General features: G+C 68.1%; 17 protein-coding genes. 7 read left to right on the top strand and 10 right to left on the bottom strand.

Annotated elements, in window-relative coordinates:
* Positions 1-92 precede the first annotated feature (92 nt).
* The 5 genes from ACSFB7_RS27370 (at position 93) to mnmH (ending at position 4670) form a co-directional block, all read left to right on the top strand.
* Positions 93-950: a putative selenate ABC transporter substrate-binding protein gene (locus ACSFB7_RS27370; protein WP_435475482.1), complete on the top strand. Its 858-nt coding sequence runs from the start codon at positions 93-95 to the stop codon at positions 948-950.
* Positions 951-1092: 142 nt separating this feature from the next.
* Complete coding sequence (locus tag ACSFB7_RS27375; RefSeq protein WP_435475483.1) at positions 1093-1911, top strand: phosphonate ABC transporter ATP-binding protein; 819 nt, start codon at positions 1093-1095, stop codon at positions 1909-1911.
* The gene (locus ACSFB7_RS27380) at positions 1908-2765 is read left to right on the top strand and encodes a PhnE/PtxC family ABC transporter permease (RefSeq protein ID WP_435475484.1); all 858 of its coding nucleotides are present in this window, start codon (positions 1908-1910) and stop codon (positions 2763-2765) included. Before ACSFB7_RS27375 ends, ACSFB7_RS27380 begins: the two co-directional genes overlap by 4 nt.
* Positions 2762-3562, top strand: coding sequence for a phosphonate ABC transporter, permease protein PhnE (gene phnE / locus ACSFB7_RS27385; protein WP_435475485.1), 801 nt, complete (start codon positions 2762-2764; stop codon positions 3560-3562). Before ACSFB7_RS27380 ends, phnE begins: the two co-directional genes overlap by 4 nt.
* Before the next feature lie 37 nt (positions 3563-3599).
* Positions 3600-4670, top strand: coding sequence for a tRNA 2-selenouridine(34) synthase MnmH (mnmH, locus tag ACSFB7_RS27390; RefSeq protein WP_435475486.1), 1071 nt, complete (start codon positions 3600-3602; stop codon positions 4668-4670).
* On the opposite strand, the gene fdhD is transcribed toward mnmH, so the two are convergent.
* The 8 genes from fdhD to modB all read right to left on the bottom strand — a co-directional run bounded on the left by fdhD (position 4604) and on the right by modB (position 11168).
* Positions 4604-5515, bottom strand: coding sequence for a formate dehydrogenase accessory sulfurtransferase FdhD (gene fdhD, locus ACSFB7_RS27395; protein WP_435475487.1), 912 nt, complete (start codon positions 5513-5515; stop codon positions 4604-4606). The genes mnmH and fdhD overlap by 67 nt on opposite strands.
* 19 nt (positions 5516-5534) lie before the next feature.
* The gene (locus ACSFB7_RS27400; RefSeq protein ID WP_093238157.1) at positions 5535-5825 is read right to left on the bottom strand and encodes a hypothetical protein; all 291 of its coding nucleotides are present in this window, start codon (positions 5823-5825) and stop codon (positions 5535-5537) included.
* Positions 5822-8170 (bottom strand): FdhF/YdeP family oxidoreductase, encoded by a 2349-nt coding sequence (locus ACSFB7_RS27405; protein WP_435475488.1) that lies wholly within the window; start codon positions 8168-8170, stop codon positions 5822-5824. Before ACSFB7_RS27405 ends, ACSFB7_RS27400 begins: the two co-directional genes overlap by 4 nt.
* Positions 8171-8275: 105 nt before the next feature.
* The gene (locus ACSFB7_RS27410; RefSeq protein WP_093238154.1) at positions 8276-8590 is read right to left on the bottom strand and encodes a type II toxin-antitoxin system RelE/ParE family toxin; all 315 of its coding nucleotides are present in this window, start codon (positions 8588-8590) and stop codon (positions 8276-8278) included.
* The gene (locus ACSFB7_RS27415; protein WP_435475489.1) at positions 8587-8874 is read right to left on the bottom strand and encodes a YlcI/YnfO family protein; all 288 of its coding nucleotides are present in this window, start codon (positions 8872-8874) and stop codon (positions 8587-8589) included. The genes ACSFB7_RS27410 and ACSFB7_RS27415 overlap by 4 nt, the downstream gene beginning before the upstream one ends.
* Before the next feature lie 38 nt (positions 8875-8912).
* On the bottom strand, positions 8913-9701 hold the full coding sequence (locus tag ACSFB7_RS27420) for an ABC transporter ATP-binding protein (protein WP_435475490.1): 789 nt from the start codon (positions 9699-9701) through the stop codon (positions 8913-8915).
* Positions 9698-10447, bottom strand: coding sequence for a molybdate ABC transporter substrate-binding protein (gene modA / locus ACSFB7_RS27425; RefSeq protein WP_435475491.1), 750 nt, complete (start codon positions 10445-10447; stop codon positions 9698-9700). Before modA ends, ACSFB7_RS27420 begins: the two co-directional genes overlap by 4 nt.
* Positions 10448-10484: 37 nt before the next feature.
* Positions 10485-11168, bottom strand: a complete 684-nt coding sequence (modB, locus tag ACSFB7_RS27430; protein WP_435475492.1) for a molybdate ABC transporter permease subunit — start codon at positions 11166-11168, stop codon at positions 10485-10487.
* 103 nt (positions 11169-11271) lie between these two features.
* Between modB and ACSFB7_RS27435 the strand changes: the two genes are divergently transcribed.
* Together ACSFB7_RS27435 and ACSFB7_RS27440 are read left to right on the top strand one after the other, a co-directional pair.
* On the top strand, positions 11272-11511 hold the full coding sequence (locus ACSFB7_RS27435; RefSeq protein ID WP_435475493.1) for a hypothetical protein: 240 nt from the start codon (positions 11272-11274) through the stop codon (positions 11509-11511).
* Between the two features lie 17 nt (positions 11512-11528).
* Positions 11529-12179 (top strand): nitroreductase family protein, encoded by a 651-nt coding sequence (locus ACSFB7_RS27440; protein WP_435475494.1) that lies wholly within the window; start codon positions 11529-11531, stop codon positions 12177-12179.
* Here the strand turns inward: ACSFB7_RS27440 and tsaA are convergent.
* Positions 12140-12637, bottom strand: coding sequence for a tRNA (N6-threonylcarbamoyladenosine(37)-N6)-methyltransferase TrmO (tsaA, locus tag ACSFB7_RS27445; protein ID WP_435475495.1), 498 nt, complete (start codon positions 12635-12637; stop codon positions 12140-12142). The genes ACSFB7_RS27440 and tsaA overlap by 40 nt on opposite strands.
* The gene (locus ACSFB7_RS27450; protein ID WP_187111785.1) at positions 12634-12981 is read right to left on the bottom strand and encodes a winged helix-turn-helix domain-containing protein; all 348 of its coding nucleotides are present in this window, start codon (positions 12979-12981) and stop codon (positions 12634-12636) included. The genes tsaA and ACSFB7_RS27450 overlap by 4 nt, the downstream gene beginning before the upstream one ends.
* Positions 12982-13089: the final 108 nt, after the last annotated feature.

The following is a 13089-nucleotide window of genomic DNA, read 5'->3' on the forward strand; positions in this document are numbered from 1 at the left end:
CGAATGAAACAAGCCGCGATTATCGAAGCCCCGCCCATCCCCTGCCGACGAACCGGCCACAACCCTTTTTCACCACAGCCAGAGGCACCCTCATGAAGACGCTTCCCCGCTTGGCGCTTGCGCTGACCTTTTCCTCCCTCACGGCCTTCGGCGCCTTTGCCCAGGGCGTGCTGCGCGTCTCGGCCATTCCCGACGAGGCGCCCACCGAGCTGCAGCGCAAGTTCACGCCGCTGGGCGACTACCTGAAGAAGGAAACCGGCATGGACGTGCAGTTCACGCCCGTGACCGACTACGCCGCCGTGGTCGAAGGCCTGGCTACCAACAAGATCGACCTGGCGTGGCTCGGCGGCTTCACCTTCGTGCAGGCGCGCATCCGCACCAACGGCGGCGCGGTGCCGATCGTGCAGCGCGCCGAAGACGAGGTGTTCACCAGCAAGTTCATCGTGCCGATCGACAGCACCGCCAAGACGCTGGCCGACCTGAAGGGCAAGACCTTCGCCTTCGGTGCGCCCTCTTCCACCTCGGGCAGCCTGATGCCGCGCTACTTCCTGCTGCAGGCGGGCATCAACCCCGAGAAGGACTTCAAGACGGTCGCGTTCTCGGGCGCGCACGACGCCACGGTGGCCTTCGTGGCCGCATCGCGCGCCGAAGCGGGCGTGCTCAACGCCTCGGTGTGGGACAAGCTGGTCGAGTCGAAGAACCCCAACGCCGCCAAGGTGCGCGTGCTCGCGACCACGCCGACGTACTACGACTACAACTGGACGGTGCGCCCCGGCATGGACCCGGCGCTGCAGAAGAAGCTGACGGATGCGTTCCTGAAGCTGGACCCCGCGAACCCGGCGCAAAAGGAAATCATGGCGCTGCAGCGCGCGAGCAAGTTCATTCCGACGAAGTCGTCGAACTATGACGGGATCGAGACGGCGGGGAAGTCGGCGGGTTTGATCAAGTGAGGTTGGACGTGAGGGAGTCGCCCTCACCCCAGCCCTCTCCCGCGTGCGGGAGAGGGGGCAATGCGGGCTCCGGCTGTTGGCTCCCTCTCCCGCTTGCGGGAGAGGGTTGGGGTGAGGGAGCAGCGCGAGAAAGACCCACCGCGTGAGCTTCTCCCTCACGGCCATCGGCGTCGTCCACCCCAACGGCCATCGCGCGCTGGCCGGCGTGACGCTGTCCGCGCGCGACGGCGAGCGCATCGCCGTCATCGGCCCCTCGGGCGCCGGCAAGACCACGCTGCTGCGGGTGCTCGGTGCCGCGCTGCGCCCCGGTGAAGGCGAAGTCCAGGCACTGGGCGAGAGCCCCTGGCAGTTGAAGGCCGGCGCGCTGAAGAAACTGCGCGCGCGCATCGGCACCGTGCACCAGGCGCCACCGATCGCGCCGCGCCTGCGGGTGGTCACGGCCGTGCTGGCGGGCCGGCTGGGCGAGTGGTCGGCGGCACGTGCGCTGGGCTCGCTCTTCTATCCCTCCGACATCGCCGGCGCACACGAGGTGCTGTCGCGGCTGGCTCTGGAAGACCGCCTGTTCGACCGCTGCGACCGCCTCTCCGGCGGCCAGCTCCAGCGCGTAGGCATTGCGCGTGCGCTGTACCAGCGCCCCGCCCTGCTGCTGGCCGACGAGCCCGTGTCCGCGCTCGACCCGACGCTGGCCGATGCGGCTGTCGGCCAACTGGTCGCGCAGAGCGAATCGACCGGTGCCACGCTGGTGGCTTCGCTGCATGCGGTGGACCTGGCGCTGCGCTGGTTTCCGCGCGTCGTCGGCATGCGCAACGGGCAGGTGATGTTCGATCTGCCCGCCACGCAGGTCACGGCCGCGATGCTCGACACGCTCTATGCCAGCGAAGGCGGCGTGGCCACGCAAGGGCCGCTGCCACCGGCCACCACTGCGACGGAGCCGGTGTTCCAGCGACCGGACTGCCCTTGAGCAACGCCGCATCGCCACAAGTGCCGACGCGCTCCGACCTTGCGTTGCGCGACCCGCGGGCATGGCCCCGGCTGGCTGGCTGGGCCGCCGCGCTCGTCATCGCGTGGCCGATGTTGGCGCTGTCGGAGTTCAAGCCATGGGCGCTGTTCGGCAGCGGCAACCTCGCCGTCATCGGCGGTTTTCTGGCGGGCTTCTTTCCGCCCGAAGGCTCGCCCGCCTTTCTCGCATTGCTCGCCAAGGCCACGCTCGAAACGCTGGCCATGGCCACGGCGGGCACCGCGCTCGCGTTGCTGATCGGCGCGCCGCTGGGTTTCGTGACGACGCGCGCGCTGTCCATCTCGCGCATCGGCCCGGGGCCGGGCCGTGTGCAGGCCGCCGTGGTGCGGCAGGCCGCGCGCTGGCTGCTGATGGTGCTGCGCGCCATTCCCGAGATCGTGTGGGCGCTGCTCTTCGTGCGCGCGCTCGGCCTTGGCCCGGCGGCCGGCGTGCTGGCACTGGCCATCACCTACGGCGGCATGCTGGGCAAGGTCTACGCCGAGATCCTCGAATCGACCGACACGCGCCCCGCACGCGCGCTGCTCGAAGGCGGCAGCGGCCGGCTGGCGGCGCTGTGCTACGGCCTGTTGCCGCACACCGCGCAGGAGCTGGCCTCGTACACCGTGTACCGCTGGGAATGCGCGGTGCGCGCCTCGGTGGTGATGGGTTTCGTCGGCGCGGGCGGGCTGGGGCAACTGATGGACCAGTCGATGAAGATGCTCAATGGCGGCGAGGCCAGCAGCATCCTGCTGGTGTTCCTCGCGCTCGTGCTGCTGGCCGACGTGTTGAGCAACGCACTGCGGAGGCTGCTCGCATGAGCATGAACCTGCCACCGCGTCCGCGCCCCTGCCTGCGCTGCTGGTTCGCCGTGTTGCTGATCGCGGCAGCGGTGGTCGCGAGCTTCGTCTACCTCGGCATCGACTACAGCGCGCTCGGATCGGCCGAGTCGCTGCGGTTGATGGGCAAGTTCATCGCCGAGTTCTTCCCGCCCGACATGTCGCCCGACTTTCTGGCGAAGGTGGGCAACGGTGCATTGCAGACGCTGGCGGTGTCGGCGCTCGGCACGGTGCTCGCGGCACTGGCGGGCGCGGTGCTCGCGCTGCCCGCCTCGGGCCGCGCGGGTGGGCTGCCGCGCCATGTGGCGCGCTTCATCCTCAATTTTTTGCGCAGCGTACCCGAGCTGGTCTGGGCCGCGCTGATGGTGCTGGCCGCCGGCATCGGCCCGTTCGCCGGTGCGCTGGCGCTGTCGCTGCACACCACGGGCGTGCTGGGCCGGCTGTTCGCCGAAGCGCTGGAAAACGCGCCGCGCGAGCCCGAACATGCGCTGACGCTGGCGGGTGCCGGCCCGGTCACGGCCTTCAGCTACGCCAGCCTGCCGATCGTGCTGCCGCAATGGGTCGCCTACACGCTCTACCGCTGGGAAATGAACATCCGCATGGCCGCGGTGCTGGGCTTCGTGGGCGGCGGCGGGCTGGGCCAGTTGCTGTACTTTCACCTGTCGATCTTCCAGCAACAGCAGGCGATGACGGTGCTGATCGCGATGTTCGTGCTGGTGACCTTCGTGGACTTTGCGAGCGCTCGCTTGCGCCGAGGACTCGGACCCGCCTACGCCTGAAGCCCAAAGGCGACAATCGGGGCATGAGGTTCCTGCCATGAGTCATCGCCAGCCCGTGCGGGTCGGCGACCGCCACGCCTTCGATGCGCTGATCGACGCCCGCTCGCCGGCCGAGTTCGCGCTCGACCACATTCCCGGTGCCATCAACTGCCCGGTGCTCGACGACGAAGAGCGCCGCATCGTCGGCACGGTCTACGTGCAGACCGGTGCTTTCGAGGCACGGCGCATCGGCGGCGCGATGGTCGCGGCCAACATCGCCAGGCATCTGCGCGACACGCTGGCCGACCGGCCCGAGAACTGGAAGCCGCTGGTCTACTGCTGGCGCGGCGGCATGCGCAGCGGCTCGATGGTGACGTGGCTGCGCCTCGTCGGCTGGGACGCGCAACAGCTCGCGGGCGGCTACAAGAGCTTTCGCCGCCACGTCATTTCGCAGATCGACACGCTGACCCCGCAGCTCGATCTGCGCGTGGTCTGCGGCGCCACCGGCAGCGCCAAGACGCGCGTGCTGCATGCGCTGGCCGAACGCGGCGCGCAGGTGCTCGACCTGGAAGACTTCGCCAGCCACAAGGGCTCGCTGCTCGGTTCGCTGCCGGGCGTGCCGCAGCCGTCGCAGAAGCACTTCGAGACGCGCATTGCCGCCGTGCTCGAAGCCATCGACCTGAAGCGCCCGCTGTATGTCGAGGGCGAGAGCGTGCGCATCGGGCGGCTGTCTCTGCCCTTGTCGCTGGTGGCGCGCATGCGCGCGGCGCCGTGCATCGAGGTGCGCGCCACGCCCGAGGCGCGGCTGGCCTATCTGCTGCGCGACTACGCCTACCTGGGCGACGACCGCGAGGCGCTCGCCGACAAGATGGGCGTGCTCAAGGAAATGCAGGGCAAGGAAACGGTCACGCGCTGGCAGCAATGGGCACGCGAAGCCGACCTGCCCCATCTGTTCGGCGAGCTGATGGCGCTGCACTACGACCCGCACTACGAGAAGTCGCAGGAGCTGCACTTCAAGGCCTGGACCCAACGCCGGAGCGTGCCGGCGACCGACCTGTCGGATCAGGGCATCGAGGCGGTGGCCGATGCGGTGCTGGCGCTCGACGAACCCGAGAGCCCGTCGGCATAGAGCACGCCGCGCGGCGCGCGACACAGCCCCCAGAAGCGCAGGCCGCTCAGCTCGGCCATGCGCACGCCCATCGAGGTCGGCGCGGAGATGGTCGCCATCGCCGCAATGCCCAGGCGCGCGCACTTGCGCACGAGTTCATGGCTGCCGCGGCTGGACATCAGCACGAACCCCGGCTCTGCAAGGCGGCCCGCCTGCGCGAGCTTGCCGAGCAGCTTGTCGAGCGCGTTGTGGCGGCCGACGTCTTCCATCAGGTCGGTGAGTTCGCCATCCACCGTGGCCCATGCGGCGGCGTGGATCGCACCGGCTTCGGCGTTGAGGGTCTGGCGCGGCGGCATGGCGGCGAAGGCGCGCAGCACGGTGGGCAGGTCGATGCGTTTAATCCACTCGCGCGGCGGCACGCGCTGCGGCGCAAGGTCCAGCCCCGCGAAGCTCTCGACGCCGCACACGCCGCAGCCGGTGCGGCCCGCGAGGCTGCGGCGGCGGTCTTTCAGGCGCTCGAAGCTGCGCGTGGAAACCTCGAGCTGCACCTCGATGCCCGGCATGCCTTCGGGCAGGCCCGCGTCGATGGCGTCGACAGTTCGCACGTCGATGCCGCGGCAATCGACGGCGGTGTCGAGGATGCCTTCGCTCAATGCAAAGCCGAGCGCGAAGACATCAAGGTCTTGCGGCGTGGCCATCATCACCGCATGCGAGACGCCGTTGAAGACCAGCGCCACCGGCACTTCGGCCGCCAGCGTGTCGTCGCGAACCACGCCTTCGGGCGCGATGCCGCGCTCGCCGAACACATGCACGGCGTGCCGCGAAAGCGGCGGCAGGGTGTCGTCGGATTCAGGGGTGTCTTGCATGGCCTCGGCCATTCTCCGCTCAGCCGGGGTTTTCGTCAGCCGGCAAGGCTTCGATCCACGCGCGCCCGGCGTCGGTGAGGTGCGCGACCCAGCGGTCGTCGAGCTGCACCACGCGCACCCAGCCGGGGCCGCGCACGCCGCCGATGGCGGCATCGCCCATCAGCGTGAGCTGGCGCATCACCACGCTGGCGCCCTGCCCGAGCCGCTTGCCCAGGCGCGGCAGCGACATGCCGCCGTCGCCCGGCGCCTCGGCGAGTGCGCGCAGGATGGCGATGGAAAAGGAATCGGCGTCGAAGGCGCCTGCGGTCATGCCGCGACGGCGTCGATGTCCACCAGCGCAGGCGCCGGAGCGACATGCAGCGACAGCACCACCGGAATGGACTTGGACGTCGGCGTGCCCGCGTTCTCGGCCACCGACGACAGCGGCACCAGCGGGTTGGTCTCGGGGTAGTAGGCCGCGAGGTTGCCGCGCGGAATATCGTACGCCACCAGCTTGAACCGGTCGGCGCGCCGCTCCTGCCCGTCGCTCCACACGGTCTGTATGTCGACCCAGTCGCCGTCCTTCATGCCCAGCGCGCGGATGTCTTCCTTGTGAATGAACACCACGCGGCGCTGGCCGAACACGCCGCGGTAGCGGTCGTCCATGCCGTAGATGGTGGTGTTGTACTGGTCGTGCGAACGCGTGGTGAGCAGCGTAAAGACCAGCGTGTCACCCTTCTTCGCAAAGCGCGCGCGGGCCCGGTGCGAGGGCGTGTCCAGCGGCACGGCGTGCGTGAAGAACACGGCCTTTTTCGACGCGGTGGCCCACACCCGTTCGCTCGCGGTGTTGCGCAGGCGAAAGCCGCCGGGGTGCGCCACGCGGGTGTTGAAGTCCTTGAAGTCGTCGAACACCGCTTCGATCTTGTCGCGGATGCGCGCGTAGTCTTCGACGAGCCACAGCCACGGCGTCTTGCTGCGCGCACCGATGGTGGCGGCCGCAAGCCGCGCCACGATGGCGGGCTCGGACAGCAGGTGCTCCGACGCGGGCGGGTTGATGCCCATCGAGATGTGGACCATGCTCATCGAGTCTTCCACCGTCACGCCCTGCGGGCCGTGGGCCTGCATGTCGATCTCGGTGCGGCCCAGGCAGGGCAGGATCAGCGCCTCGCGCCCGTGCACGATGTGGCTGCGGTTGAGCTTGGTGGTCACGTGCACCGTCAGGTCGCACTGCTGCAGGCCCTTCCAGGTCTGGTAGGTGTCGGGCGTGGCGGCCGCGAAGTTACCGCCGAGTGCGAAGAACACTTTGCCCTTGCCGTCGAGCATCAACTGGATGGCCTCGACCGTGTCCACGCCGTTCTGGCGCGGCGGCTCGAAGCCGAACACCTGCTGCAGCCGGTCGAGCAGCGCCACCGGCGGCTTTTCCCAGATGCCCATGGTGCGGTCGCCCTGCACGTTGCTGTGGCCGCGCACCGGGCAGGCACCCGCGCCTTCGCGCCCCATGTGGCCGCACAGCATGAGCCAGTTGAGGATCATCTGGATGGTCGCCACCGAATGCTGATGCTGCGTGATGCCCATGCCCCAGCAGGCGATGACTTTCTTGGCGCCAAGGTACACATCGGCTGCGGCGCGGATCTGCGCTTGCGTGAGACCCGACTCCTGCACCAGCACGTCCCACGATTCGGCACGCAGGTCGTCGGCCAGCGTCTCGAAGCCGGTGGTGTGCATGGCGATGAAGGCGTGGTCGAGCACCGAAGCCTCGCCGCGCGCCACGGCCGCGTCTTCACGCTCGATGACGTGCTTCATCATCCCCTTGACCGCCGAGAAGTCGCCGCCCACGCGCAACTGGAAGTAGTGCGTGCTGATCGGCGTGGAGCCCATGGTCGCCATCTCCAGCTTGTCCTGCGGATCGGCAAAGCGCTCCAAGCCGCGCTCGCGCAGCGGGTTGAAGCTCACGATGCGCGCGCCGCGCTTCGATGCCGCACGCAGTTCGCCGAGCATGCGCGGGTGGTTCGTTCCGGGGTTCTGGCCGAAGATGAAGATGGCGTCGGCCTTCTCGAAGTCGTCGAGCGTGACCGTGCCCTTGCCCACGCCGATCTGCGGGCGCATGCCGCTGCCACTGGGCTCGTGGCACATGTTCGAGCAGTCGGGAAAATTGTTGGTGCCGTACTCGCGCACGAACAGCTGGTACAGGAAGGCCGCTTCATTGCTCGCCCTGCCCGAGGTGTAGAACATGGCCTGGTTCGGATCGGGCAGCGCGTTCAGGTGACGCGCGACGAGCGCGAAGGCATCGTCCCATTCGATGGGCACGTACTTGTCGCTGGCCGCGTCGTAGACCATCGGGTGCGTGAGCCGGCCCTGGTCTTCAAGCCAGAAGTCGCTTTGCGCGGCCAACTCGGCCACGGTGTGCTTCGCGAACAACTCAGGACCTGCGCGGCGCGCGGTCGCTTCGGCCGCCACGGCCTTCACGCCGTTCTCGCAAAACTCGAAGGTCGAGGCATGGTTGCGGTCGGGCCACGCACAGCCGGGGCAGTCGAAGCCGTCGGGCTGGTTGGCCGAGAGCAGCGTTTTCGCGCCCTTGATGGGAATGTCCTGCCGCAGCAGCGCATTCGTCACGCTGCGCAATGCGCCCCAGCCGCCGGCGGGGCCCTTGTAAAACTCGATCTTCTGCTCGCTCATGACGGCAGTGTTGGCCTGCGGGGGGCGGGCGTCAAATTGAATCGGGATATGCGGCGATTCAAAACGGAAATGACCGCGCCCATCACCTGATGGGGCTTTCGTCGCTCAGTGGTAGTCGTCTTCCCGTTGATGCCTGACAGCGGCCACGACGATTGAATCGTTCGCCTCTATCTCGAACAACGCGACATAGCCGCTGCCGCCGAACGGAATCACGAGCTCACGGATGAACGGGCTGTCGCCTGCCTTGCGGCAAGTGAACGGAGAAAAGCCGAGTGTGGCAATGCCGTGTTCAATCGCATCGAGGGCTCGCGAGGCCAGTTCCAGATCTCCGCCTCTTGCGAGTTCCCTTTCGAGCACGAAGTCGTACAGCCGCTCCAGGTCTTCCGCCGCCTGTTGGGTGAACCGGACGGTGTAACTCACCGGCGCGCTACGTTTGCGTTCTGACGCTTCTTCGCCGATTCGAGTTTGCTCTTGAGACGATGCATCACTTCGCCTGCATCGACATACTCGCCGCTGCGGCGCGCATCGGCCAGCGATGCCATGCCGCGTGCAACAAATTCGGCTTGGCTTTTTCGCTGCAGAACGCAGGCGCGAACCGCCGCCTCGACGAATTGAGACAAGGATTCGCCCGCGCCGAGCACCTGTTCGACTTCGTCCCGAAACTCGGGCTCGACACGCACGGAGGGGATGGTGGCGGTTTTCATCGCCAAATTGTATCGCTTATGCGATACAAAATTATCTGTCAGCCGCGCGCGTCCTGCATCAACAGCCCGCGCAGCTTGCTGCGCAGCGGCGTGTCCTCGACCTCCGGCACGCCGGCGACGTCGCGCAGGGCGAAGTCGCGGCTTTGCGCGTTGTGCAGATCGATCTCGCGCACCACCTGACCGTCCTTGTAGACGAAGGCGACGTCGGCCAGGGCGAGCACGTCCTCGATGTCGTGCGTGATCATCAACACCGGAATGCCCCACTGCTTGCGCACCTGCGCCAGCTCGTTGCGCAGTTCGCTGCGCAGCATGGGGTTCAGGGCGGCGAAAGGCTCGTCGAGCAGCAGCACCTGCGGCTCGCAGGCCAGCGCGCGCGCCAGGGCCACGCGCTGCTGCTGCCCGCCCGACAGTTTTTGCGGCCGGCTGTCGGCCAGCGCGGCAAGGCCGAAGCTTTCGAGCAGGGCCTGCACGCGCTCGGCGTCCTTGGCCGGCAGGCTGCGGCGATACCACGCGGTCAGCCCGAAGGCCACGTTCTCGCGCACCGTGAGATGCGGAAACAGCGCGTAGTTCTGGAACAGGTAGCCGATGCGCCGCGCCGGGGCGGGCACGTCGATGCGCTGGGCCGAGTCATACAGCGTGCGGCCGTCCAGCCGCACGTGGCCGGCCGAAGGATGCAGCAGGCCGGCAATGGCCTGCAGGGTCAGCGACTTGCCCGCGCCCGAGGGACCGTAGAGCGCGGCGAAAGGAACGTCGGTCTGAAAGCGCACGGCCAGGTCGAAGCGCCGGGCCCCGTCCTTCACCGTCAGTTTCAGATCGACGTCGATCATGGCTTGCCGAAGCCGTAGCGCGTGAGCACTTCCTGCGCGGCAGGCGTCGAGAGGAAGGCGATGAAGTCGCCGGCCAGCGCCTTCTGCTTGCTCTCGGCCACCACGGCGATGGGGTAGGTCACGGGCGTGTGGCCGGTGGGGGTGAAGGCGATCTTGACCTTGTCGCCGGCCACGGCCGCATCGGTGCGGTAGACAAAACCGGCCTCGACCTCGCCACGGCTCACGTAGTCGAGCACCTGGCGCACGCTGTCGGCCTGCACGAACTTGGGTTCGAGCACGGTCCACAGGTTGGCGCCGTCCAGCACCTGCTTGGTGTAGCGGCCGACCGGCACGGTGGCGGTCTTGCCGACGGCGATCTTCTTCACGCCGGCGCCGGTCAGGTCTTGCAGGGTCTTCACGCCGACGGCGTCCTTGGTGGGTTCGATGAGCACCAGGCTGTTGGTCACGAAGTCCTTGCGCGTGGCGGTGTCGATCGCCTTCTGCTCGACGCCGCGGTTCATCGTCTCCTGGTCGGCGCTGGCGAACACGTCGACGGGCGCACCCTGCCCGATCTGCTGCAGCAGCACGCCCGAGGCGGCGAAGTTGAAGCGCACCGTGGCGCCCGACTTGGCGGCCTCGAACTTCGGTCCGATCTCCTTGAACGCGTCGGTCAGGCTGGCGGCGGCGGACACGGTGATCTGCTGCGCGGCGGCGGCCAGCGGCAGTGCAAGGGCAACGACGAGGGACAAGAGACGGAACGAACGCATGGCAACTCCTTATAAGAATGAATGATGAAGCACGAAATCAGCGAAGCGAGAAGAAGCGGTTCGACAGCACCAGCACGGTGATCGACAGCACCGAAGTCACGATCACCAGCAGCAGCGCGAGGTCGTCATGCCCTGCCTGCACTGCGTCGTAAATGGCCATCGACAGCGTCTGGGTCTGCTTGGGGATCGAGCCGGCCACCATCAGCGAGGCACCGAACTCGCCCATGGCCCGCGCAAAGGCCAGCAGCGTGCCCGCCAGGATGCCCGGCCACGCCAGCGGCAGCGTGACGCGCAGGAACACCGAGAACGGCGACTGGCGCAGCGTGCTGGCGGCTGCTTCGAGCGAGCGGTCGACGTTCGCGAATGCCGCGCTGGCCGACTTGAGCACCAGCGGCAGCGCCACCACGGCCGAGGCCACCACGGCACCGTGCCAACTGAAGATGATGGTGTAGTCGAGGTGCTCGCGCAGCCACGCGCCCAGCGGGCTGCGCCGGCCGGCCGCCACCAGGATGGCGTAGCCGATCACCGTGGGCGGCAGCACCAGCGGCAGCATGAAGATGGCTTCCAGCACGCTGTGGCCGAAGAAGCGCTTGCGCGCGAACACCCAACCCAGGGCCACGCCCACGACCAGCGCCAGCAGGGTCGCGACTGCGGCGACCTTGAGCGACAGGGTCAGCGGAAACCAGTCCGTCGAGGCGATGAGCGATTGCGTCGTGTTCATGAAAATACGGCGGGATTGTTACACGGTGAGCCCTAAGGTTCACACGGGGATGCGCAAACCGATGAGTCTTCATATACTGCGCGATACAGCGTCAGCCAACCCCATGCGCCCCCTCGCCCACGACACCGTTGTCCGTTCGATCTCCGGCAGGCCGGAGCTTCGTCATGCGACGCAGGTGCAGGAATGGCGCATCGAGCAGGCCATGGATTCCGAAGGTTTCGTCATTTCCATCACAGCCCCTGGCGGCGAAAGCCAGTCCTTCTTCGTGGCGCAGGCCGACGCCAACGACATCGGGGAAGTCCTGCGCCGCAAGGCGGTGTGGGTCGACCACCGGGAGCAGTGACGCAGATGTGGCGGCATATGACGGGTGCGGAGCGCATCCTCGAAGTCCTGCTGACGCGGCGCTCGGTGTCGCCGCGGCGGCTGCAGCAGCCTGGGCCGCATCCCGATGAACTCGACGCCATCCTGCAGGCCGGCCTGCGCGCGCCCGACCACGGCAGCCTGCACCCTTGGCGCGTCATTGAATTCCGTCCGCAGAACCGCGAGGCGCTGGCATGGTGCTTCGAGCAGGAAAAGCTGCGGCGCGACCCGCTCGCCAGCCCGACCGACCTGAAGCGTTCGCGTGAACACGCCACGCGCCCGCCCGTGCTGCTGGGCTTCGTGGTGTCGCCACGCGAGCGCAGCAAAGTGCCGGCACGCGAGCAGTGGCTGAGCGCCGGCGCGGCACTCGGCAACATCCTGAGCGCGGCGCACCAGTTAGGCTACGGCGCCATCGTGCTGAGCGGCGAACGCTGCTACGACGAGACGCTGGCGCGCCAGGTGGGCGTGCTGCCCGGCGAATACCTCGCGGGCTTCATCAGCATGGGCACCATCCGCGAGGCGCCTCCGCAGGCGCGCGAAACGCTGTCGCAAAGCGTGTGGTCGTGCTGGCAGGGCGATGCGTTGCCGGCTTCATCGCCGGAGCCGGCCGATCAGCCCATCCTGTCGTCGGAGCGGATGCGCGGCAACTGATCGAGCCGGGTGCCGAACCAGCCCACGCGCTCGGTCTCGCGCACATCGAAGCGCGGCACGTAGGGCTTGATGTCGAGCACGGGCGTGCCGTCCATCATGTCGTTGCCGCTGAAGTGCAGCGTCGTGCCGTCCACCGCCGTGAGCTTCACGATCGACAGGCCCAGCCGGTTGGGCCGCGCGGGGGCCCGCGTGGCGAAGACGCCGTGCGAGGCGTTGTCCAGAAAAGGCACCACCTCCAGCCGCTCGTGCGCGCACTGATGCAGATGGGTGATGAGGATCAGGTAGTCGAAGCCCTCGATGTCGCGCAGGCCCGGCGCGAACTCGGCGAACACTTCGAGCCGGCCCGTTTCTTCGGGCGCGCCCGCTGTCTGGATCGGCATGCCAGTGGCTTCGGTGAAGCGGCTGCGCACGATGCCGACCGGGCGGCACACGACGCTGGTGGTTTCTTCACCGCTCATGGCGCCAGCAGCCGCGTGAGCGCGCGGATGTCGGCCGCCGTGGCCAGCCGCGCCGCGTTCTCGATCGCGCGGTAGTGCTTGACGATGTCCTCGCCCACCTGCGTGAGCGCCGTGCCGCCACCGCGCGAACCGCCGGCGGCGGTGTTCACCGCGGGCGAGGCCAGCGACTGGTTCATTTCGTCGATCAGCATCCAGGCCCGCCGGTACGACATGCCCAGCAGCCGGGCGGCCGCGGAAATCGAACCGGTCTCGGCCACGGCTTCGAGCACGGCGATCTTGCCGGGGCCGATGGCGATGGTGTCGTCCCGATAGACGCGCAGACGGAACTGGACTTTGGATTTCATGTTGGCGCGAAGCGTAAACCAATGCGGGCCGCCATTGTCCGCCTGCGACGGGCCATGAACGCTATGCAAGAATGAATACGACGCGCCCACCCCGGGAAAACGAGGAGT

Source organism: Variovorax raffinosi, from assembly GCF_051216615.1.
Lineage (GTDB): Bacteria > Pseudomonadota > Gammaproteobacteria > Burkholderiales > Burkholderiaceae_C > Variovorax.

Excerpts from the sequence above, each read along its gene's own strand:
- ACSFB7_RS27450 (WP_187111785.1), bottom strand. The coding sequence starts at position 12,981 with ATGAAATCCAAAGTCCAGTTCCGTCTGCGCGTCTATCGGGACGACACC.
- modB (WP_435475492.1), bottom strand. The coding sequence starts at position 11,168 with ATGAACACGACGCAATCGCTCATCGCCTCGACGGACTGGTTTCCGCTG.
- fdhD (WP_435475487.1), bottom strand. The coding sequence starts at position 5,515 with ATGCAAGACACCCCTGAATCCGACGACACCCTGCCGCCGCTTTCGCGG.
- ACSFB7_RS27400 (WP_093238157.1), bottom strand. The coding sequence starts at position 5,825 with ATGACCGCAGGCGCCTTCGACGCCGATTCCTTTTCCATCGCCATCCTG.
- ACSFB7_RS27420 (WP_435475490.1), bottom strand. The coding sequence starts at position 9,701 with ATGATCGACGTCGATCTGAAACTGACGGTGAAGGACGGGGCCCGGCGC.
- modA (WP_435475491.1), bottom strand. The coding sequence starts at position 10,447 with ATGCGTTCGTTCCGTCTCTTGTCCCTCGTCGTTGCCCTTGCACTGCCG.
- ACSFB7_RS27370 (WP_435475482.1), top strand. The coding sequence starts at position 93 with ATGAAGACGCTTCCCCGCTTGGCGCTTGCGCTGACCTTTTCCTCCCTC.
- ACSFB7_RS27405 (WP_435475488.1), bottom strand. The coding sequence starts at position 8,170 with ATGAGCGAGCAGAAGATCGAGTTTTACAAGGGCCCCGCCGGCGGCTGG.
- mnmH (WP_435475486.1), top strand. The coding sequence starts at position 3,600 with ATGAGTCATCGCCAGCCCGTGCGGGTCGGCGACCGCCACGCCTTCGAT.
- ACSFB7_RS27415 (WP_435475489.1), bottom strand. The coding sequence starts at position 8,874 with ATGAAAACCGCCACCATCCCCTCCGTGCGTGTCGAGCCCGAGTTTCGG.
- ACSFB7_RS27440 (WP_435475494.1), top strand. The coding sequence starts at position 11,529 with ATGACGGGTGCGGAGCGCATCCTCGAAGTCCTGCTGACGCGGCGCTCG.
- ACSFB7_RS27435 (WP_435475493.1), top strand. The coding sequence starts at position 11,272 with ATGCGCCCCCTCGCCCACGACACCGTTGTCCGTTCGATCTCCGGCAGG.
- phnE (WP_435475485.1), top strand. The coding sequence starts at position 2,762 with ATGAGCATGAACCTGCCACCGCGTCCGCGCCCCTGCCTGCGCTGCTGG.
- tsaA (WP_435475495.1), bottom strand. The coding sequence starts at position 12,637 with ATGAGCGGTGAAGAAACCACCAGCGTCGTGTGCCGCCCGGTCGGCATC.